General features: G+C 75.1%; 13 protein-coding genes. 12 read left to right on the top strand and 1 reads right to left on the bottom strand.

All coding sequences use genetic code 11. The features are described from left to right. Positions 1–179: 179 nt before the first annotated feature. The 8 genes from ACIGXO_RS10615 (at position 180) to ACIGXO_RS10580 (ending at position 9,584) form a co-directional block, all read left to right on the top strand. Positions 180–1,226, top strand: a complete 1,047-nt coding sequence (locus tag ACIGXO_RS10615) for an alpha/beta fold hydrolase (protein ID WP_399783247.1) — start codon at positions 180–182, stop codon at positions 1,224–1,226. Between the two features lie 8 nt (positions 1,227–1,234). Beyond that, complete coding sequence (locus ACIGXO_RS10610) at positions 1,235–2,689, top strand: DUF3152 domain-containing protein (RefSeq protein WP_399783245.1); 1,455 nt, start codon at positions 1,235–1,237, stop codon at positions 2,687–2,689. A gap of 185 nt (positions 2,690–2,874) precedes the next feature. After that, on the top strand, positions 2,875–4,662 hold the full coding sequence (locus ACIGXO_RS10605; protein WP_399783242.1) for a DUF3492 domain-containing protein: 1,788 nt from the start codon (positions 2,875–2,877) through the stop codon (positions 4,660–4,662). After that, positions 4,659–6,188 (top strand): hypothetical protein, encoded by a 1,530-nt coding sequence (locus ACIGXO_RS10600; RefSeq protein WP_399783240.1) that lies wholly within the window; start codon positions 4,659–4,661, stop codon positions 6,186–6,188. Before ACIGXO_RS10605 ends, ACIGXO_RS10600 begins: the two co-directional genes overlap by 4 nt. 219 nt (positions 6,189–6,407) lie before the next feature. Further along, a complete protein-coding gene (locus ACIGXO_RS10595) occupies positions 6,408–7,388 on the top strand; it encodes an NAD-dependent epimerase/dehydratase family protein (RefSeq protein ID WP_399783238.1) in 981 nt (326 codons plus the stop codon). Then, positions 7,376–7,567, top strand: coding sequence for a hypothetical protein (locus ACIGXO_RS10590; protein ID WP_399783235.1), 192 nt, complete (start codon positions 7,376–7,378; stop codon positions 7,565–7,567). Before ACIGXO_RS10595 ends, ACIGXO_RS10590 begins: the two co-directional genes overlap by 13 nt. 63 nt (positions 7,568–7,630) lie before the next feature. After that, positions 7,631–8,809 (top strand): adenylyltransferase/sulfurtransferase MoeZ, encoded by a 1,179-nt coding sequence (gene moeZ / locus ACIGXO_RS10585; RefSeq protein WP_031067315.1) that lies wholly within the window; start codon positions 7,631–7,633, stop codon positions 8,807–8,809. 121 nt (positions 8,810–8,930) lie between these two features. After that, positions 8,931–9,584, top strand: a complete 654-nt coding sequence (locus ACIGXO_RS10580; protein WP_399783230.1) for a hypothetical protein — start codon at positions 8,931–8,933, stop codon at positions 9,582–9,584. 96 nt (positions 9,585–9,680) lie between these two features. On the opposite strand, the gene ACIGXO_RS10575 is transcribed toward ACIGXO_RS10580, so the two are convergent. Beyond that, complete coding sequence (locus ACIGXO_RS10575) at positions 9,681–12,701, bottom strand: lysylphosphatidylglycerol synthase domain-containing protein (protein WP_399783227.1); 3,021 nt, start codon at positions 12,699–12,701, stop codon at positions 9,681–9,683. Positions 12,702–12,874: 173 nt separating this feature from the next. Between ACIGXO_RS10575 and ACIGXO_RS10570 the strand changes: the two genes are divergently transcribed. The 4 genes from ACIGXO_RS10570 (at position 12,875) to ACIGXO_RS10555 (ending at position 22,214) form a co-directional block, all read left to right on the top strand. Continuing rightward, positions 12,875–13,273, top strand: a complete 399-nt coding sequence (locus ACIGXO_RS10570) for an MGMT family protein (RefSeq protein WP_399783224.1) — start codon at positions 12,875–12,877, stop codon at positions 13,271–13,273. 275 nt (positions 13,274–13,548) lie between these two features. Beyond that, positions 13,549–17,190: an ATP-dependent helicase gene (locus ACIGXO_RS10565; RefSeq protein WP_399783221.1), complete on the top strand. Its 3,642-nt coding sequence runs from the start codon at positions 13,549–13,551 to the stop codon at positions 17,188–17,190. An 82-nt stretch (positions 17,191–17,272) separates the two neighbouring features. Beyond that, a complete protein-coding gene (locus tag ACIGXO_RS10560) occupies positions 17,273–20,803 on the top strand; it encodes a UvrD-helicase domain-containing protein (RefSeq protein ID WP_399783218.1) in 3,531 nt (1,176 codons plus the stop codon). 10 nt (positions 20,804–20,813) lie between these two features. After that, complete coding sequence (locus ACIGXO_RS10555; RefSeq protein ID WP_399783215.1) at positions 20,814–22,214, top strand: dipeptidase; 1,401 nt, start codon at positions 20,814–20,816, stop codon at positions 22,212–22,214. The last annotated feature ends 16 nt before the right edge of the window (positions 22,215–22,230 follow it).

Here is a 22,230-nt window from a genome sequence, read left to right as displayed (position 1 = left end):
GAACGGGTGGCAATACCGGGAGCCGCGCCCGCACGACTACGGAGCGGGCGCGCGGCCATGAAGCGGCCGTGCCCGCCGTCCACGAAGGGGCCGCAGCGCTTCGAGGCGCGTTCGTGACGCAAGAGACGTGTGATGGCGAACACATCCGATCGGGCGTGATCGTCTCGTAACATCGACGCATGTCTTCCACGGAGCCGCCGGACACCCGAACCGCGCTCCCGGTGCCGCCCGGGGGCCCGGGCCCGCGCGTCGGCACCGAGGAGACGCTGCGCAGCGCGAGCCTCCCGGGCGTGACGCTCAGCGTCCGCGCACCCGCCCGGGTACGCGAGGGCCTGCCGCCCGCCCTGTACGTGCACGGCCTCGGCGGCTCGTCGCAGAACTGGTCGGCCCTGATGGCGCTGCTCGCCGACCGGGTGGACGGCGAGGCGCTGGACCTCCCCGGATTCGGCGACTCCCCGCCTCCGGACGACGGCAACTACTCCATCAGCGGCCAGGCCCGCACGGTCATCCGGTACCTCGACCAGCGTGACCGCGGCCCCGTCCACCTCATCGGGAACTCCATGGGCGGCGCGGTCTCGACCCGGGTCGCCGCGGTCCGCCCCGACCTCGTGCGCACCCTGACGCTGGTCTCGCCCGCGCTGCCCGAACTGCGCCCGCAGCTCAGCGCGCTGCCCACGGGACTGCTGGCGGTCCCCGGCGTCACCACCCTCTTCAGTCGCCTCACGCGCGACTGGACGGCCGAGCGCCGCACTCGTGAGGTGCTCGCCCTCTGCTACGGCGACCCCGCGATGGCCACGCCCGAGGAGGTGGCGGCCGCGGTCGAGGAGACCGCGCGCCGGCTGGAGCTGCCGTACTTCTGGGAGGTCATGGAGCGCGCCTCGCGCGGCATCGTGAACGCCTACACGCTCGGCGGCCAGCACAACCTGTGGCGGCAGGCGGAGCGCGTCCTCGCGCCGACCCTGCTCATCTACGGGGGCCGGGACCGGCTGGTCTCCTTCCGGATGGCTCGCAGAGCGGCCGCCGCCTTCCGCGGTTCGCGCCTGCTCACGCTCCCCGAGGCGGGCCACGTCGCGATGATGGAGTACCCGTCGACCGTCGCCCGCGCCGTCCGGGAGCTGCTGGACGACACGGAGCGCACGGCTGCGGGAGAATCGGCCGGCGGCCGGGAGGGCCGTGCGGCCCGCCGTGCGACGGGTGACACGACCGCCGATGCGAGCAGGAGCTGACGGGCCCAGTGGGACGCCATAGCCGCCGGACCCCGGAGGGGACGACCGACACCACGGAGAGCGGCGCCGCTACGGGGGCGACCGGTGCCTGGAGCGAGCGCGCAGCGGCCGCCCGCAGGCCCGCGGGCCCGGGTGACGCCGCGGTGCCGGACCAGGGCGCCGCCGCGGGCCCCCGGCCCCCCGCCGACCCCGGCAGGGGCCGCCGGTGGCGGCGCGGCGAGCCCGGCCCCGAGGCCGGTCCTCCCGTGCGCGGCGGGCACCCCGAGCCGTGGGAGTCCGGTGCCGCCCCGCAGGCCGCGCCGGGGCAGGGCGCCCCCGTGCTGCCGCACCAGCGCGGTACCGGTGGCACGCGGCCCGGCGTACTGGGCACGCCGGTCGACCCGGGAGGCGGCCGGCCGGGGCCGAAGCAGGAGTACCTCGACGCCTTCGCCGACGACGCCCACTTCGCGGCCGGCGCTCCGTCCGCCGCGGGGCCGCGGCGTTCCCCGAACGGAGCGCAGGTACCGATGGCCGCCTCATCCTCGCCCGCCTCGGACACACCGCAGGGACTCTCCCCGAAGTCCGCGCCGCACCCGTACGCGCCCGGGGTGGACGAAGAGATCGCCGCCTACGAAGCGGAGTTCGGGGCCGAGGGGGCGCTGGAGGACGCGTCCGGTGACGCCCGGCGGCGCAAGGGCGCCAAGGGGCGCACGTTCACCGGTTTGGCCGCCGCAGCGGTGACCACGGTGCTCGCGGTGGTGGTCGCCGGCCAGGTCGCCGACGCCCGCAAGCACGGCGCCGACGGGCCCTCGCCGAGCGGCGGGGACGCGTCGCCGGAGGCGGACGCCGGCAAGCCGCACGGCGGGGCCACGGCCGCGCCCGCCACGTACGCCGCGAAGATGGCCAAGACGTACCCGCTCGCCGCCGACCTGAAGGGCAGCGGGACGTTCAAGCCGGTCGGCGGTGCGGCGCCCGCGCCGGGCCGCGGCCACGTGGTGCGCTACCGCGTCGACGTCGAGGACGGACTGCCGCTGGACGGCGAGCTCTTCGCCGAAGCGGTGCACAAGACGCTGAACGACGAACGCAGTTGGGCACACGGAGGGCAGCGCTCGTTCGCGCGCGTCGCCTCGGGCCGGGCCGACTTCGTCATCACCTTGGCCAGCCCCGGCACCACCGACGAGTGGTGCGCCAAGTCCGGCCTGGACACCAGCCAGGACCGGGTCTCCTGCGACTCCGCCGCGACCGAGCGCGTGATGATCAACGCGTACCGGTGGGCGCGCGGCGCGGCGACGTACGGGCCCGACAAGATGTACGCGTACCGGCAGATGCTGATCAACCATGAGGTGGGGCACCGGCTCGGCCACGACCACGAGGGCTGCCGCCGGCAGGGCGCGCTCGCTCCCGTGATGATGCAGCAGACCAAGTTCCTGACCACGGACGGCGCCACCTGCCGCCCGAACGCCTGGCCGTTCCCGACCGGCTGAGCGGCGCTCCGGTACCGCCTCGGAACGCCCAGCCTGGTGGAAAGTTACGCCGCTTCACCCCTTTTGGTGGCGCGATGGACAACCGTCCGTCGCGCCATCGGTGCTTCTGCGTAGCGTCTTGTCGCAGGTGGTGACGATCCGGTCGCCGCTCGGAAGGACGCCGATCCGAGGACGGGGGTGCGCTCGTGCGCATTGGACTGCTCACCGAGGGTGGCTATCCGTACGCGTCCGGTGAAACGGGTGCCTGGTGCGACCGCCTCGTGCGCGGGCTCACCGGCCATGACTTCGAGGTGTACGCGGTCGGTGACGGCTCCGGGGCGCAGGCGCCGGGCCGGGACGCCGCGCGGACCCGGAGCGGCCGGCGCGGGCCAGGTCGGCGCGGCTGGGCGGCCGGTCCCGGCCGCCGCGAACGGCAGCGGTTCGCCGGGCACTTCGCCGATCTCGCGGCGGCGTTCTGCGGCCCGCCGGGGGAGGCCGGACACGAGGCGGACCGTTTCGCCGCCGGCCTGTACGGCCTCGCCGACCTGGCTCGCAGCGCCGGTTCGCTGCCCGAGCTGCTCCACTCCGAAACGGCCGTCCGCATCCTGGAGGCCGCCTGCCGCGCCCCCGGGGCGCTGCCGGCCGCACGCGCCGCCCAGGTCACCGACCTGCTGGCCGTCACCGAGGCGCTCGACGGCGCCCTGCGCCCGCTGTCGCTGGACTGGTACGGCGACGGCGCGGGCGGCCGGTACGGGGACGGTGCGGGCGGCCCCCATGGGGACGGGCGCGGCGCGCTGCCCGGGGGAGCCGAGGGGCTCAGCGGGGTCGACCTCTGCCATGTGACGTGCGGCGGCCCGGCGGCCCTCGCCGGACTGCTGGCCAAACGCTTCTGCGGCACTCCGCTCCTGGTCACGGAGTACGGCGTACGGCTGCGCGAGCACCACCTCGCGCGTGCCACGGCGGCCCTCAGCTCCCCCGTGCACGCGCTGCTGGCGGCCTTCGAGGGCGCGCTGGCCGCCGAGACGTACCGCACGGCCGACCTGATCACTCCCGGCAACACCCACATCCGCCGCTGGCAGGAGCGGTGCGGCGCGCCCCGCGACCGGCTCCGCACGGTCTATCCGGGCATGGACGCCGGGCCGTTCGCCCGCGTCCCGGACGCCGCGGCCGACGACTCCAAGACCCTGGTGTGGGTCGGCACGGTCGAGCCCGACAAGGACCTCATCGGGCTGCTGCACGCCTTCGCGCAGGTCCGCGCGGCCGAGCCGGACGCGACGCTGCGCATCATCGGCGCGCCCGGCGCCGGCCCGGAGGCGGCCGCCTATCTGGCGCACTGCCGCGCGCTGGCCGCGCAGCTCTTCCCGGACGAGGCCGCCGACGCGATCACGGTCGGCGAGAACCCGGTCTCGTTCGAGACGATCGGCGACCCCGGGGTGGCGGGGCCGGCCGACGCGTACGAAGCGGGCGCGGTGCTGGTGCTGTCCAGCGTCGTCGGCGGGTTCCCGAGGACGCTGGTGGAGGCGATGTTCTGCGGCCGGGCCACGGTGTCCACGGACGTGGGCGCCGTCTGCGAGGTCATCGGCGGCACGGGCCTGGTCGTACCGCCCCGCAACCCACGGGCGCTGGCCGACGCGTGCACCGCCCTGCTGGGCGACCCGGAGCGGCGGGCCCGGCTGGGCGCCGCGGCGCGGGCCCGTGCACTCGAACTGTTCACCGTCGAGCAGAACATCGCGGCATTTCGTGGCATCTACCTGGAGCTGATGTCCCGCGCCCAGGTCAGGCACGCGGAGCGGGACGTGGACGGCGCGCCGCGCCCCTTCGCGCGCCCCGCCGAGTCGCGCCTGCCGGACCCCTGGGCCGCCACCGGCCCGTCGTCCGCGCCGCAGGACCGCGGCCACGCCCCCAGCTGGGCCCGGCCGCCCGCCGTACCGCACGACGCCGGGGCGCGGGTGCCCGCCGGCGTGGCCCGGACGAGAGCAGGAGGCGACGCATGACCGCTCACCGGACGCGGGCCGCACAGCGGCCCGACACCCCTGTGACCCCGCAGAGCCCGGGCGGCTGGGACCCCCGCTCCAGCGCGCTGCTCCCCGGAGGAACAGCTGCCCCCGGAGGAACAGCTGCCCCCGGGGGAGCAGCCACCCCGGGCGAGGGGCCCGCTCCCGGGGCGGCACCGTCTTCCGGCGCGGCACCGGCTCCCGGCGCGGCCCCCGCCCGGAAGGTCCCGCCCCGGCGCGGCCCCGCCGACCCCGTGCGCGAGCTGATGCACCGCCACCGTGAGCTGTGCGAACGGGCCGTCGACCCGCTGGAGATCGCCGCGGGCCTGGAGGCGCACGGCGTGACCGACCGCACGGCCGCCCGGTTCCGGCACCGTGACGTCTTCTCGCTCGCCGAGGAGCTCTACGCCCGCGTGCCGCGCGCCGAAGCCTCCGCGGCCCCGCCGCGCCCCGCCGACCCGGCACCGCTGCCGTCCGGCCGGACCCGCGCGGCGCTGCACGTGCTGCCCGGCGCGCTGGCCGTCACGACCGTCACCGCCGTCGCCGCGGTCCAGGGCGCGGCGCCCGCCGTCCTCCGCCCCGCGCTGGCTTTCGTAGGCGCGGTGTTCGTGGTCCTGGCGCTGCGGCTGTGCCTACGGAGCGGGCCGCTGCGCACGGGGCACGGGCTCGGCCGCGCGGCCGCCCTGTGGACCTGCTGGCTCACGGGGTACACCCTGTTCGCCGACCGGCTGCTCGGCGCGCTGCGGGCCGACGGCCCCGAGGTGTCCCTCGCCCGCCTGTCGGCCGCCCTCCCGTCGCTCGCCGGCGTCTTCCCGCCGGTCACCGGCCCGGCGTCCGCCGCCGCCCATGAGCCGTTCCCGTCCGGCCCGCTGCCGGCCGCCGCCGTGCTCATCGTCGCGCTGTGCTGCGCGGTCGCGCCCGCCGCCTGGTGCGCGCGGCGGTTCGCGGTACGGGGGCGGCGGCGGCTCGCGGCCAGCCGCGGCCTCGGGGAGTTCGCCGCCGGAATGCGGCCCCTGCTGACGGGCGCGGTGCTGCTCTTCGTGGCCGCGACCGGCGCGCTGCTGGCCGTCGCGGGACTCCTGGCGGGCCGGTTCGGCACGGGCAGTGCGACGGCGCTCCCGCCACTCCGCGCGCTGACCCCGTTCGCCGCCGCGCTGACCCTCGCCGTGCTGCTCTTCCTCGTCCGCCTTCTGGCCGTGCACGGCTTCCCCGTGGCGGCGGGCCGCGGCCTGGCCGCGGCGGTGGCGCTGGAGGCCGTCGCCCTGGCGACGCTGCCCCTGGGGCGGCTGCCGGGCGCCGCCGCGGTGGCCCGGCCCGTCGAGGCGGCGGCCGGCCTGCTCGGCCCCGCCGTCGTACCGGCCGTCGCCTGCGCGGCCGCCGCGCTCGGCCTGTTCGTGTACGGGCTGCGGGCGCTGACCGGCGCGGCGGCGCACTCCCCGGCGCCCGGCACCGACACGCTCCGGCACGGCACCCCCGCGCCCCCGCCCGGCCCCGCCGCCGCCCCGCCGGCGGCCGCCGCCCCGTAAGGACTCGCGCGGCCCCCACCCGACAACCCCGCCTCGTACCCCCTCGATCCTTTTCGACCCCTCTGAGGAGCCCTCGCACATGACCGTCCATCACGCCGTACGAGAACCGCTCGTACGAGAGCCGCTCGTACGTGAACCGGCCGTACGGGAGCAGGCCGCCGCTCCGGCCGTTCCGGTGCTGCCGGCCGTTCCGGCAGTCCGAGAACTGGGGGCCGCGCGATGAGGGTTCTGCTCGTCGGTGCCAATGGGTACCTCGGCCGGCACGTCGCCGACCGGCTGCTCGCCGATCCCGCCGTCCAGCTCACCGCGCTCGGCCGCGGCGATGACGCCGACGTCCGCTTCGACCTGGCCTCGGGCAGCCCCGGCGCGCTGACCCGGTTCCTGGACGCGGTGCACCCGGGTGTCGTGATCAACTGCGCGGGCGCGACCCGCGGCGGCGCCCGCGACCTGACCCGGCACAACACCGTCGCGGTCGCCACGATCTGCGAGTCGCTGCGGCGCAGCGGCTGCGGCGCCCGCCTGGTGCACCTCGGCTGCGCCTCCGAGTACGGGCCCTCCCAGCCCGGCTCGTCCACCGCCGAGGACGCCGTGCCGCGCCCCGGAGGCCCGTACGGCGTCAGCAAGCTCGCCGCGACCGAGCTGGTGCTGGGCTCCGGCCTGGACGCGGTGGTGCTGCGGGTCTTCTCGCCGGTCGGTCCGGGCACGCCGGCCGGTTCCCCGCTGGGCCGGCTCGCCGAGGCGATGCGCCGCGCCCTGCAGTCCGGCGAGGGTGAGCTGAAGCTCGGCGGGCTCGGTGTGCAGCGTGACTTCGTGGACGTACGCGACGTGGCGCGCGCCGTGCACGCCGCCTCGCTGTCCGCCGCTCAAGGGGTGGTGAACATCGGCACCGGCAGAGCCGTACGACTGCGTGAGGCCGCCGCCGTGCTCGCCAGAGTCGCCGGGTTCGGCGGCGCGCTGCACGAGCTGGACGCGCCGCCCGGGTACGCGCCGGGCGGCCACGCGCCCGGCCGGGTCGCGATCCCGGGCCCGGCCGGCGAGCACCCCGGCGGCGGGCTGCCCGCGTACCCGTACCCGGACGGCTGCGGCAGCTGGCAGCAGGCCGACGTCCGTACCGCCCGCGACCGGCTCGGCTGGCGTTCGCGCATCGGACTGGAGGAGTCGCTCGCGGACATCTGGATGGAGGCCGCATGTCGCATCTGACCGGTATGACCCGGTACGGCATGGACGGCTTCGATCTGGACTGCCGTCCCACAGCGCGGACACACCCCGTCGAGATCCGCCGGGACGGCAGCGACCGCGACTCCGGAGGGGCCCGGCAGGCCCTGCCCGGTTACTGGGACGAATTCGTCTCGCACATCGGACCGGGTGTCTCGGAATGAAGAAGGGCGTGGCAGTGTTACGGGGAGAACCAACGTAATGAATTACCGACCAACGGAGTCCCCGTGTCGCTGCCACCCCTGGTCGAGCCCGCTTCGGAGCTCACCGTCGATGAGGTCCGCAGGTACTCCCGCCACCTGATCATCCCGGATGTCGGGATGGACGGGCAGAAGCGGCTGAAGAACGCCAAGGTGCTGTGTGTCGGCGCCGGTGGCCTGGGCTCGCCCGCGCTGATGTACCTGGCCGCGGCGGGCGTGGGCACGCTCGGCATCGTGGAGTTCGACGAGGTCGACGAGTCGAACCTGCAGCGCCAGATCATCCACAGCCAGGCGGACATCGGCCGCTCGAAGGCGGAGTCCGCCAAGGACACCGTCCTCGGCATCAACCCGTACACCACGGTCAACCTGCACAAAGAGCGCCTCGACTCCTCCAACGTCATGGAGCTCTTCGCCGAGTACGACCTGATCGTCGACGGTACGGACAACTTCGCCACCCGCTACCTGGTCAACGACGCCTGCGTGCTGCTGAACAAGCCGTACGTCTGGGGTTCGATCTACCGCTTCGACGGCCAGGCGTCGGTGTTCTGGTCCGAGCACGGCCCCTGCTACCGCTGCCTGTACCCGGAGCCCCCGCCGCCCGGCATGGTGCCCTCCTGCGCCGAGGGCGGCGTCCTCGGTGTGCTGTGCGCCTCGATCGGCTCCATCCAGGTCAACGAGGCCATCAAGCTGCTCGCCGGCATCGGTGACCCGCTGGTCGGCCGCCTGATGATCTACGACGCGCTGGAGATGACGTACCGCCAGGTCAAGGTCCGCAAGGACCCGAACTGCGCGGTCTGCGGCCCCAACGCCACCGTCACCGAGCTCATCGACTACGAAGCCTTCTGCGGCGTCGTGTCGGACGAGGCCCAGGAGGCGGCGCTCGGCTCGACGATCACTCCGAAGCAGCTCAAGGAGATGATCGACGGCGACGAGAAGATCGAGATCATCGACGTCCGCGAGCCGAACGAGTACGAGATCGTCTCGATCCCCGGCGCCAAGCTGATCCCGAAGAACGAGTTCCTGATGGGCAACGCCCTCCAGGACCTGCCGCAGGACAAGAAGATCGTCCTGCACTGCAAGACGGGCGTCCGCTCCGCCGAGGTCCTCGCGGTCCTGAAGTCCGCGGGCTTCTCGGACGCGGTGCACGTCGGCGGCGGCGTCATCGGCTGGGTCAACCAGATCGAGCCGGAGAAGCCGGTCTACTGATCGGCCGCGACTCTGAAGCGCAGGAAGGCCCGTCCGCGATGCGGACGGGCCTTCCGCATGCCGGACTCCGCAGCGGTAAAACCGGTACCGCCGCCGGACGGCACCGCCGTACCGTTGCCGTATGGATTTCTTTCCGCCGCCCCGGCCGAGGGGCGAAGAGCCCGGTGACGAGCCGGAGTTCGCGCGGGTGCCGTGGGAGAGCGCGCCCGAGGACGTCATCGGCGGCGTCGTGCCCCTGGAGCGGGTGCTGGCCCGCAATGACCATCTGGCGATCGTCGCGACCCAGGCCGTGGCCTACGAGGACGGCGTGGAGATCCGGCTGCGGATGCGCGCCCGGCGCCGTCCCGGTATGAGCCGCGAGGACTGGGCGCGGGTCTCCCGCGGCGTATGGGGCTACGACGACGACCCGTGGCAGCTGGCGGCGGCGGAGGCGGCGGCCGAGCAGGGCCGGCATCCGGACGGGCTGCTGCGCTTCGGTGTGCGCTTCGCGGACGGCTGCGTGGTCACCACCGTCGACGAGCGCGACGACGGGGACGAGTGGCCCGGGCCGCGCCCGGAGCTGCCGGTGCTGACCCTGAACGAGGAGGGCGGCGGCAGCTCCGGCGAGAACATCGACAGCGAGTACGCGCTCTGGCTCTGGCCACTGCCCCCGCCGCAGCTCTTCGAACTGGCGGTGGAGTGGCCCCTGTTGGAGGTGGGGCTCACGTTCACGCCGCTGGACGGCGCGGAGATCGCGGCGGCCGCGGCCAGGGCCCGGCCTTTCTGGGACGACTGAGCGCGCGTACGGGGGCGTGCGGTCCGCGGCGTATGAAGGGGGAGGCGCGCGCCTCCCCCTTCATACGCTCACCTCACAGCACTACGTGTGCGCGCGTCACAGCGCTCCCTTGCGCGTCAGGAACGTGAACGACAGCCAGCCCGGCAGGACCGGCAGCCAGAACGTCATCAGCCGGAACAGCAGCACCGCCGACAGGGCCGTGTCACTGCCCAGCCCCGCCGCGGTCAGCAGACCCGTCAGGGCCAGCTCGACGGCGCCGACACCGCCCGGGGTGGGGGCCGCGGAGCCCAGCGCGTTGCCCGCGAGGAAGACGACGGCGATGCTCGCGTACGAGATCTGGTCGCCGCCCCCGAAGGCGCGGATCGAGGCGTCGAGGCACATCACGTTCGCCCCGGTCAGCAGCAGCATCCCGCCGATGCCGGCGACCAGCTTCCGCGGCCGCTGCAGCACGTCCAGCATGCGCGGCACGACACCGGCGAACAGCGACCGCACCCGCGTGACCACGAACTTGCGCAGCGCCGGGATCGCCGTGACGACCAGGGCCAGCACCGCCGCCGTCAGCAGCCCCGCGATGACCGTACGGGAGGGCGAGAGCGAGGGCGTGCGCTCGGTACCGGTCAGATAGCCGAAGGTCAGCAGCAGCAGGATGTGGCTGCCGAGGCCGAACAGCTGGGACGCGCCGACGCTCGCCACCGCGAGGCCGGGCCGGATGCCGGCCCGCTGCAGGAAGCGCGCGTTGAGCGCCACGCCGCCGACCGCGGCCGGCGCGACCAGCTTCACGAAGTTGCCCGCGATCTGCGCGATCACCGTCCGTACGAAGGCGACCTTCTCGGGCACGAAGCCCAGCAGGCTGAGCGCCGCCGCGATGTAGGTCAGCGCGGAGAAGAACATCGCGGCCGCCACCCAGCCCCAGTTCGCCTCCCCGATCACCTGGTCGAACTTCACGTGCGTGAGCTGCGAGAGCAGGAAGTACGCGGCGAACGCGCCCGCGATCCAGCTGACCAGCGTGCGCGGGCTGATCCGCTCCAGCTTGGCCGGCTCCACCGGCGCGGTCGGGCGGATCAGCAGCACCTGGCGGCGGATCTGGGTGAGCAGGTCGTCCTCGCGGGCCTCCTCCATCGCCTCGTCCAGCGCCCGCTTCTCGGCGTTCTTCTCGGCCCGCAGCGTCTTGCGGTCGGCCTTGCCCTCCGTCGCCTTTGCCGCCTTGGCGGCCTGGGAGGCCGCCAGGACCGCCTCGCGCTCCCGCTTGGCCCGTTCCCTCGCGAGATGCCGCAGCGTGGCCCTGGTGGTCCGGCTGAGCGCGATCGGCTGCAGCAGCGGCAGGCTGTCGGCCACCGCGTCCGGGCCGAGCACCTCCACCGCCGCCTGCACGCTGCGCTCGGCGCCGACGCGCAGGCCGAGCGTGGTCAGCAGCTGGGCGACGTCCATCCGCAGCACCACGTCGCCGGAGGCGATCTCACCGCCGCGCAGATCCGTGAGGACGACCGTGCCGGAACGATCCACCAGGAGTGCGTCACCCACCAGCCGCCGATGCGAGATGCGCCGCGACTGCAGCGCGTCGACCTGCTGCCAGGCGTTGTGCATCAGCTCGTCGGTGATCTCGTCGTCCGCGAGCGCGTCCAGGGTGCGGCCCCCGACGTGCTCGTACACGAGCATCACGGCGTCCGGGCCCAGCTCGGAGGTGGCGATCAGCTTGGGCGCGTTCGCGCCGGCGGCGATCGCCGCGTACGCCAGGAGCGCCTCCTGCTCCAGCGCCTGCCGCAGCGACTGCAGGCTGCGGCGCTGGTTGATGCCGCGCAGCGACAGCCGCCGCCACACGCGGTAGAAGAAGCCCTGCGCCTGCTGCTCCCGGTCCACGACGGTGACGTCGATGGGCGGGCCGTCCTCCAGGGTGACGATGTACCGGCGGCCGCGGTCGGAGTGCTCCGGATACGCGGTGTCCTCCGCACGCAGCGCGCTGACCGGGTGGAAGCCGACCCGGCGCAGGCCCGCGAGGAGGTTCTGGCCGGTGGGCCGGACGTTCGGGGAGCCGACCGCGTACAGCGTGCCGAAGGCGACGGTGTACCCGATCAGCACGGTCGTGACGATGGCGAACGGCGTGGTGTACCGGCCGACCAGCACCGCGAAGGCGTCCAGGAGCAGCACGCACCACATGGCCACGCGCCAGCGCGGCCTACGGGACATGCCGACGGCCGTCATGTAGGCGATGACCGGCGCCAGGTAGCTGTGCACGGGGGCGGTGATCGCCCCGTTGGCGAGCGGCTGGGTGAGGGCGTCCCGGATCGATTCCGGAGCGGCCTCGGCCACCCACAGGTCCGTCGCGAGCGACACCCCGTGGGCGAGCACGGCCGCGAGCACGCCGTCCGCGATCCGCAGTCCGTCCCGTTTGATCAGCCGTTCGATCGCGAAGGCGACCGGAACGATCAGTACGGCGATGCTCGCGGTCAGACCGGCGAAGGTGATCAGCAGCTGGGGCGCCTGTCCCGCGCCCTTGCCGATGTCGTTCTCCAGGCCCTGCGTGGTGCCGTGCGCGAACGTCGCCAGCGCCAGGACCAGCCCGATCCCCACCACACCGAGCAGGAAACGCATCAGGTCGAAGGGGCGGTGCACACGTGCGGGCAGCAGCGGCTCGTCGCCGGAGACGTGGTCCACGTGGAACTCGCTGCCGACGCCTTCGGGGGCGGGGCGCTCGGCGCGGTCCGCACGGGGCGCCTTCATGAGGCGCGGCCGGCCGGCGCCGGGTCTGTCGGCGTCCTGTCCCGGGGCGTCGTCGCGCGCCGCGCCCGGTGGCGGACGCTCGTCCTTCGGGGTGCGGCCGCCCGCTGCGCCCGCCCCTTCGGGCGCGTCGGTCCGCCCGGTCTGGTCGGTGGTACTTGCCATGTCGGTGGTGGAAGCCCTTCCCCGTTGTAGCGGCTGTCCCGGTTCTCTCTCCGGCTGGTCCGGCTGCTCCGGCTTCCTCGTGGTCGTGCCGTCGGTGTCCGTGGAGCGGTGGTCGTGGGTGGCGCGGTGATCGTCGGCGCGGTGGCCGGATCCGGACCACGCCTCAGAGGCGCCCGCCTCCTCCGGAGGCGCCGCGCCCTGAGCCTGCTCGGCCCTGTCTTCTTGATCTCGTATCACCAGTCACCGCCCGGAAGATGGTGGCACGGCCCCGGTGCGGAGGGGGGCATCAGGGTGCATTTCGGGGGCGCGGGATGCGCAGCGTACGCCGCGGCAGCCCTCCACGCACGCGACGTCACCGCCGTGGCGGGGAACGCGGGGCGCTGTCGGTGGCATGCGGCAGGATGGGGCGAATGAGTGGGACCGAAGAGCGCGGGAGTGACGCCCCGGACGGTGAGCTCCCGGAGTACGCGGACCTCGTGCTCGGGGTGGCGGAGCGGATTCCGCCGGGCCGCGTGATGACGTACGGGGACATCGCCGAGTACCTGGGGGAGGGCGGCCCGCGACAGGTGGGCCGGGTGATGGCGCTGTACGGCGGCGCCGTGCCGTGGTGGCGCGTGGTGCGCGCGGACGGCGTGTTCCTGCCCGGCAAGGAGCGGCACGCGCTGCGGCAGTACCGTGCCGAGGGCACGCCGCTGCGTGAGGCGCGGCGTACGGAGGGCGCGCGCGGGGAGCGGACGATGCCGCGCGTGGACATGCGGCGGGCGCGCTGGGACGGCCGGGAGGGGCCGGAGTCGGCCACGCACGACTGACGGGACGGTCGGCTTCCGACGCGTGGTTACGGGACGCGCTGCGGCTCGTGCGCCGCCTGGCGTAGCGTCGGGCGCAGCCCCCACGGCGGACATCAGCACCCGAACCATCCCGCACTCCCACACCACACGCATCGACAGAATTACCTCGTCACACCAGCATCACCGCAGACGGAACGTCCGGCATCATTCACCGGCTCCCCGTCTCCACCGCATCCGCACACCAGGCCCCCAGTACCACCGCAACCGCACCTCAGACACCGGCACAGGCGATCCACGTGAGTTCCTCCCCCTCGGCGATTCCGCAGGCCCGGCCGCATCCGCAGCCGGCGCGGCGGGATGCCCCCGGCGCGTACCGCCTGGTGCGCACCCGGCCGGACGCGGTGCGCCCTCCTGCCTTGGACGCACGCCAGCGTGCCGTGGTTGACCATGCGGACGGCCCGCTGCTCGTGCTCGCGGGGCCCGGTACGGGCAAGACCACGACGCTCGTCGAGGCGGTCACCCGGCGGGTACGGGAAGGCACCGACCCCGAGCGGATCCTCGTCCTCACCTTCAGCCGCAAGGCCGCCGTGGAGCTGCGCGACCGGATGGCGGCACGGCTGAGCCACGAGACGGCACCCGACGCGGACGGAGAGCCCGGCCAGGGAGAGGCGGCGCATGACGCTGAGGGTGCGCCGGTGCACGAGCCCGTGCGCCGGGCGGGCAGCCCGCAGGCCACCACCTTCCACTCCTTCTGTTACGCGCTGGTCCGCGCCCATCAGGACGCCGACCTCTTCGCCGACCCGCTGCGCCTGTTGTCCGGCCCCGAGCAGGACCTCGTGGTCCGTGAGCTGCTGGCCGGCCAGGCCGAGCTGGCCCGTGAGCACCGCACGCCGGTCGGCTGGCCGGACGAGCTGCGGGCGTGCCTGACCACCCGCGGCTTCGCCGACGAGGTGCGGGCCGTGCTCGCGCGCAGCCGGGAGCTGGGCCTCGGCCCGGACGCGCTGGGCGACTTCGCGCGCCGCACGGGACGGCCCGACTGGGGCGCGGCCGCCGGCTTCCTCGCCGAGTACCTCGACGTCCTGGACGCCCAGGGGGTGCTGGACTACGCCGAGCTGGTGCACCGCGCGGTGCTGCTCGCCGAGCGCCCCGAGGTGGCGGCCGAGCTGGCGCGCCGCTACGACGCGGTGTTCGTCGACGAGTACCAGGACACCGACGCCGCGCAGGTCAGGCTGTTGCACGCGCTGGCCGGGAACCGGGGGCTCGCGCGCCCCGAAGAAGGCCGCGGCGGCCGCACCCTGATCGCCTTCGGTGACCCGGACCAGTCGATCTACGCCTTCCGCGGCGCCGACGTCAACGGCATCCTCGACTTCCCGGAGACCTTCCGGCGCGCGGACGGCGCGCCGGCGCCCGTACAGGTGCTGCGCACCGCCCGGCGCTCCGGTGCCGCGCTGGTCGCGGCCACCCGGCTGCTCACCCGCCGGATGCCGCTCAACCGGCTGCCCGCCCGTCAGGTCCGGGAGCACCGCGAGCCGACACCCGTACGGGACGGCGGGCGGGTCGAGGTGTACACGTACCCGACGGCGGGCGCCGAGCTGGACAACATCGCCGACATCCTGCGCCGGGCCCACCTGGAGGACGGCGTCCCGTGGCAGGACATGGCCGTCCTCGTGCGCGCCGGCGGCCGTTCGATCCCGTCCGTACGCCGTGCGCTCACCTCCGCCGGCGTCCCCCTCGACATCGACGGCGACGACCTCCCGCTGCGCCACGAGCCCGCGGTCGCGCCGCTGCTGCTGGCCCTGCGGGTGGCGGCGACGGACGCGCCGGGGGCGGACGGGGAAGCGGTACTGGACGGGGAGCCGGGCGAGGATCTGGACGGAGAGCCGGCCGACGGGCCGGAGGGGGACGAGGAGCCGCTGGAAGCGCCGGAGAGCGCCGGGGAGCCCTGGACGGAGCCGGCGGACGGCGAGGAGGCCGCCGGGCGGCCCGACGGTCCCGTGGAGGCGCTGGAGGAGGAGCCGGACGGCTCCGCGGCGGCACCCGCGGAGCCCACGCGCATCGCGCCCGAGGTGGCCATGGAGCTGCTGACGTCGCCGCTCGGCGGGATGGACGCCGCCGACCTGCGGCGGCTCGGGCGCGCGCTCCGGGAGGAGGAGCGGGCCGCCGGGCGGACCGTGCCGCGCCCCTCGGACGTGCTCATCGCCGAGGCGCTGGACGAGCCGGAGCGCCTCGTGGCGCACGACCCGGCATACGCGCGCGGCGCCCAGCGGCTCGGCCTGCTGCTGCGCAAGGCGCGTGAGCTGCTCGCCGGCGGCGGCACCGCCGAGCAGGCGCTGTGGGAGCTGTGGGACGGCACACCGTGGCCGGGCCGGCTGGAGCGGACCGCCCGGCGCGGCGGCGCGGCGGGCCGCAACGCCGACCGCGACCTGGACGCCGTCGTCGCGCTGTTCGAGACCGCGGCCCGCGCCGAGGAGCGCACCGGCGGCCGCGGCGCCCTGAACTTCCTGGAGGAGCTGGACAACCAGGACATCGCCGCCGACACACTGACCCGCCGCACGGTGCGGCCCGACGCGGTCCGCCTGATGACCGCGCACCGCGCGAAGGGCCTGGAGTGGCGCCTCGTGGTGGTCGCCGGCGTACAGGAAGGGCTCTGGCCCGATCTGCGCCGCCGCGGCTCGCTCCTGGAGGCGGACCGGATCGGCCGGGACGGCCTCGCCGAACCGCTCACCCCGGGCGCGCTGCTCGCCGAGGAGCGCCGGCTGTTCTACGTGGCGGCGACCCGCGCCCGCGAGCGGCTGGTCGTCACCGCCGTGAAGGCCGCGGCCGACGACGGCGACCAGCCCTCCCGCTTCCTCACCGAGCTCGGCGTCGACCCGGTGGACGTCACCGGACGCCCGCGCCGCCCGCTCTCGGTGGCCGCGCTCGTCGCCGAGCTGCGTGCCACGACCGTCGACCCCGACGCCTCCGAAGCGCTGCGCGCGGCCGCCACCGAGCGGCTCGCCCGGCTGGCCGCGCTCCGGGACGACGAGGGCCGCCCCCTGGTGCCCGCCGCGCACCCGTACCGCTGGTGGGGCCTGTACGAGCCGACGCACAGTTCCGTACCGCTGCGCGACCGCGACACCCCCGTGGCGCTCTCGGGCAGCGCGCTCGACCAGCTCGCGAACGCCTGCGTGCTCCAGTGGTTCCTGGGCCGGGAGGTCAGGGCGGACGCGCCCGCGACCGCCGCGCAGGGCTTCGGCAACGTGGTCCACGTCCTGGCCGACGAGGTCGCCTCCGGACGCACGCCCGCCGACCTCGCCGTCCTGATGGAGCGGCTGGACTCCGTATGGGACGCGCTCGCCTTCGATGCGCCGTGGAAGTCGCGCCAGGAGAAGGACAGCGCGCGCGCCGCCCTGGAGCGCTTCCTGCGCTGGCACGTGATGGAGCGCGAGACGCTCGGCCGCACCACGGTCGCCACCGAGCACGGCTTCGACATCACGCTGCCGGCCGGCGAGGCCGGCGAGTACGCCGTCCGCATCCGCGGCAGCATGGACCGCGTCGAGGCCGACGCGGACGGCCGTGCGTACGTCGTGGACTTCAAGACGGGCAAGAGCAAGCCGACCGGGCCCGAGGTGGCCCGGCACCCGCAGCTCGCCGTGTACCAGCTCGCGGTGCGCGCGGGCGCGGTCGACGAGGTCTTCGAGGGGCGCACCCCGGAAGCCGGCGGCGCCGAGCTCGTCCACCTGCGCCAGGGCGCGCCCAAGAAGGACGGCGGTGACGCCCTCCCCGTGGTGCAGGCCCAGCAGCCGCTGGACGGCGACTGGGTGGGCGACCTGCTGGCCACCGCGGCCGGGCGGGTCCTGGAGGAGCGCTTCGTCCCCTCGACCGGCAAGCACTGCGCCCACTGCGCCTTCAAGAGCTCCTGCTCCGCCCGTCCCGAGGGACAGCACGTCGTCGAGTGACGGTCCGCGCCACCTGAGCTCTCTGCATGCTCTGACCGGCCGCTTTCCTCCGTTGTCAGTGCCGCCCGTTACCGTCTCGGACGTGTCCGCACGCATCACCGACCCCGAGCAGCTCAAAGAGCTGCTGGGCATCCCGTTCACCCCGGAGCAGACGGCCTGCATCACGGCGCCGCCCGCCCCGCAGGTCATCGTGGCCGGCGCCGGCTCCGGCAAGACGACGGTCATGGCCGCCCGGGTGGTCTGGCTGGTGGGCACGGGACAGGTCGCCCCCGAGCAGGTCCTCGGCCTGACGTTCACGAACAAGGCGGCGGGCGAGCTGGCCGAGCGCGTCCGCACGGCCCTGCTCGCGGCCGGCGTGACCGACCCCGATCCGGTGCCGGCCGACCGGGGCGGCGCCGACGACGCCCCCGGAGAGCCGCGCATCTCCACGTACCACGCCTTCGCCGGGCAGCTCCTGAAGGACCACGGACTGCGCATCGGTGTCGAGCCCAGCGCCCGGCTGCTCGCCGACGCCACCCGCTTCCAGCTCGCCGCCCGGGTGCTGCGCACGGCGCCGGGCCCGTATCCCGCGCTCACCACCTCGCTGCCCACCCTCGTCGAGGACCTCCTCGCCCTCGACGGCGAGCTTGCCGAGCACCTCGTCACCCCCGAGGAGCTGCGCGCGCACGACACCCGGCTGCTCGCCGAGCTGGACGCCGCCAAGCTCAGCAACGCCGAGCTGCGCCAGGTCCCCGAGGCGGTGCGCGGCCGCCTGGAGCTGCTCGAGCTGGTCGGCGCGTACCGCAGCGAGAAGCGCCGCCGCGACCTCCTCGACTTCGGCGACCAGATCGCCCTCTCCGCCACGCTCGCCACCACCCGCCCCGAAGTGGGCCGCCTGCTGCGCGAGGAGTTCGCCGTCGTCCTCCTGGACGAGTACCAGGACACCTCGGTGGCCCAGCGCCTGCTGCTCTCCGGGCTCTTCGGCGGGGGCACCGGCCACGCCGTCACCGCCGTCGGCGACCCCTGCCAGGCCATCTACGGCTGGCGCGGCGCCTCCGTGGCCAACCTCGACGACTTTCCCCGGCACTTCCCGTTCGCCGACGGCAGTCCGGCCCGCCGCTTCGCGCTCAGCGAGAACCGCCGCAGCGGCGGCCGCCTCCTGGACCTCGCCAACGGCCTGGCGGCCCCGCTGCGCGAGCGCCACGAAGGCGTCGAGGCGCTGCGCCCGGCGCCCGGCGCGGAGCGCGACGGCATCGTGCGCTGCGCCCTGCTGCCCACCCACGCCGACGAGATGCGCTGGCTCGCCGACTCCCTCGCGCACCTCGTCCGTACGGGCACGCCGCCCGGCGAGATCGCCGTCCTGTGCCGCACGGCCGGCGATTTCGCCCGCATCCAGGGCGAGCTGGTCGCCCGCGACATCCCGGTGGAGGTCGTCGGCCTCTCCGGGCTGCTGCACCTCCCGGAGGTCGCCGATCTGGTCGCCGTCTGCGAGGTGCTGCAGGACCCCACCGCCAACGCCGCGCTGGTCCGCCTCCTGATCGGGCCGCGCTGGCGGATCGGCCCCCGGGACCTCGCCCTGCTCGGCCGCCTCGCCCGTACGCTCGTGCACCGCGACGGCCCCTCCGACGACCCCGAGCGGCGCCTCGCCGAGGCCGTGGAGGGCACCGACCCGGCCGAGGTGATCTCCCTCGCCGACGCGCTGGACACGTTCCTCGGGACGGACGGGGCCGCTCCCGAGGGCGACGCGCCGGGCGCCGGGCTGCCCTTCTCGGCCGACGCCAGGGTCCGCTTCGCCCACCTCGCCGCCGAACTCCGCGACCTGCGCCGCTCCCTGGGCGACCCCCTGATGGACGTCCTGCACCGCGTCCTGGCCACCACGGGGCTCGACGTCGAGCTGTCCGCCTCCCCGCACGCCCTGGCCGCCCGCCGCCGGGAGACCCTGGGCTCCTTCCTCGACATCGCCGCCGGCTTCGCCGCCCTGGACGGCGAGGCCACGCTGCTCGCCTTCCTCGGCTTCCTCCGCACGGCCGTGCAGCACGAAAAGGGCCTGGACAGCTCCCTCCCGGGCGGCGAGAACACGGTCAAGGTCCTGACCGCCCACAAGTCCAAGGGCCTGGAGTGGGACGTGGTCGCGGTCCCCGGGCTGGTCGACAAGCAGTTCCCCAGCAGCCGGGCCCGCGAGTCCTGGACCAGCCAGGCCAAGGTGCTGCCGCACGGCCTGCGGGGCGACGCCGACACCCTGCCCGACGTGCAGCAGTGGGACAGCCGCGGCATGAAGGCGTTCAAGGAGGCGATGAAGGACCACCAGTCCACCGAGGAGCTGCGCCTCGGGTACGTCACGTTCACCCGCCCGCGCTCCCTGCTGCTCGGCTCCGGCCACTGGTGGGGCCCCGACCAGAAGAAGCCGCGCGGCCCTTCGGCCTTCCTGGACGCGCTGCGCGCACACTGCGAGGCGGGCCACGGCGAGATCGAGGAATGGGCCGAGCCTCCCGAGGAGGACGCGGAGAACCCGGCCCTCCTGGCGGCGGCCGATGACGGCACGGGGGAGTGGCCGCTCCCGCTGGACCCGGAGGCGATGACCCGGCGCCGAGCGGCGGCGGAAGCGGTACTGGAGCGCCTGCGGCACCTCGAAGCGGCCGCGGACGCCCCCGCCGACGGCGCCCCGGCAGGGATCGACGCCGCCGAGTCCGAGGCCGAGGTCCCCGCGCCCGCACCCGACCCCGCACACCCGGGCTCTCCCGAGTACTCCGGTGACACCGCCCCCACCGTCCCCGCGGCCCGGGACGGCGCCGCGGCCGACGCCGCGGCCGCGCTCGCCCCCGAGGAGCGGCGGGCGATCGCCTCCTGGGACCGGGACCTCGACGCGCTGGCGGGCGAGCTGCGCAGGTCCAGGGCGCGCGTCCAGGACGTGCCGCTGCCGGCCTCGCTCAGCGCCTCGCAGATGATGCGGCTGGCCGCCGACCCGGACGGCTTCGCGCGGGAGCTGGCCCGCCCGATGCCGCGTCCTCCGCAGCCCGCCGCCCGCCGCGGCACGCGTTTCCACGCCTGGGTCGAGTCCCGCTTCGAGGAGCTGACGCTGCCGATGCTCGGCCCCGAGGAGCTGCCCGGCGCGGCCGACGACGAGCCTGACGGGGACGGCATCGCCGACGAGCGGGACCTCGCCCTACTGAAGGAGGCGTTCGCGCGCACCCCGTATGCGCAGCGCACGCCCTACAGAGTGGAGGCACCGGTCCAGCTCACCCTCGCGGGCCGGCTCATCCGCGGCCGCATCGACGCGGTGTACCGCCAGGACCCCGACCCGGGGGCGGCGGACGGCTACACGGGCCCCACCTACGAGATCGTCGACTGGAAGACCGGCCGCGGGCAGGACGCCGACCCGCTCCAGCTGGCCCTGTACCGCCTGGGGTGGGCCGAGCAGCGCGGCGTCCCGCTGTCCGCTGTGCGCGCCGCCTTCGTGTACGTACGCAGCGGCGAGGTCGTCCGCCCCGCCCGGCTCCCCGGCCGCCGCGAGCTGGAGCGCATCCTGCTCGGCGAGGCCCCGGACGGCGCGGCGGAGGCGTACGGCGGCGACCGGGCGTACCCGGCCGGTCACGGGGGTGAGACCGGCGACCGTACGACCCACGGGGGCCGATAGGCTCAGGGGTATGAGCAGCACCCCGGACAGCGCTGTCCGCACGTACATCAGCAGCCGACGTGACGCCTTTCTCGACGACCTCGGCGCCTGGCTGCGCATCCCCTCCGTGTCGGCCGACCCCGGCCACGCCCCCGATGTACGCCGCAGCGCCGAATGGCTCGCCGCGAAGCTCACCGAGACCGGCTTCCCGACCGCCGAGGTCTGGGAGACCGAGGGCCTGCCCGCGGTGTTCGCCGAGTGGCCGTCCGGCGACCCGGAGGCCCCGACCGTGCTGGTCTACGGCCACCACGATGTGCAGCCCGCCGCCCGGGAGGACGGCTGGCACACGGAGCCCTTCGAGCCGCACACGGCCGACGGCAAGCTGTACGCACGCGGCGCCGCCGACGACAAGGGCCAGGTGTTCTTCCACACCCTCGGGGTGCGGGCGCACCTCGAAGCGACCGGCCGCACCGCCCCCGCCGTCAACCTCAAGCTGCTCATCGAGGGCGAGGAGGAGTCCGGCTCGCCGAACTTCCCCGCGCTGATCACGAAGCACGCGCACCGCCTCGCGTGCGACGCGGTGATCGTCTCCGACACCGGTATGTGGGCGAAGGACACCCCGACGGTGTGCACGGGCATGCGCGGCCTCACCGACTGCCAGATCGACCTGTACGGCCCCGACCAGGACATCCACTCCGGCTCCTTCGGCGGCGCCGTGCCGAACCCGGCCACCGAGGCGGCCCGGCTGGCCGCCGCGCTGCACGACGCGGACCGCAGGGTCGCCATCCCCGGCTTCTACGACGGCGTGATCGAGCTCACGGAGCGCGAGCGGGAGCTCTTCGCCGAGCTGCCCTTCGACGAGGACCAGTGGCTGCGTACGGCCCATTCGCACGCCGCCCTGGGCGAGGCGGGCTACTCGGTACTGGAGCGCGTCTGGGCCCGCCCCACGGCCGAGGTCAACGGCATCGGCGGCGGCTACCAGGGCCCCGGCGGCAAGACCATCGTGCCGTCCAGCGCGCAGCTGAAGCTGTCGTTCCGGCTGGTCGCGGGCCAGGACGCGGACGCCGTCCAGAAGGCCGTGCGCACCTGGGTCGCCGAGCGGCTGCCGGCCGGTATCCGGCACGACATCACCTTCTGGGGCGCCACCCGGCCCTGTCTGACCCCGCTGGACCACCCCGCTTTGCAGGCGGTCGCCCGCGCGATGGGCCGCGCCTTCGGGCAGCAGGTCCGCTTCACCCGGGAGGGCGGCTCCGGACCCGCCGCCGACCTCCAGGACGCGCTCGGCGCCCCCGTGCTCTTCCTCGGCATCTCCGTCCCCTCCGACGGCTGGCACGCGCCCAACGAGAAGGTCGAGCTGGACCTGCTCATGAAGGGCGTCGAGACCACGGCGTACCTGTGGGGCGACCTGGCGGAGAACTGGCGGCCGGCGTGACCAGCCCTTCGCGGCC

It is taken from the genome of Streptomyces sp. NPDC053542 (assembly GCF_044544685.1).
Classification (GTDB): Bacteria; Actinomycetota; Actinomycetes; order Streptomycetales; family Streptomycetaceae; genus Streptomyces.
This window is presented reverse-complemented; position numbering and strand designations above follow the sequence as displayed.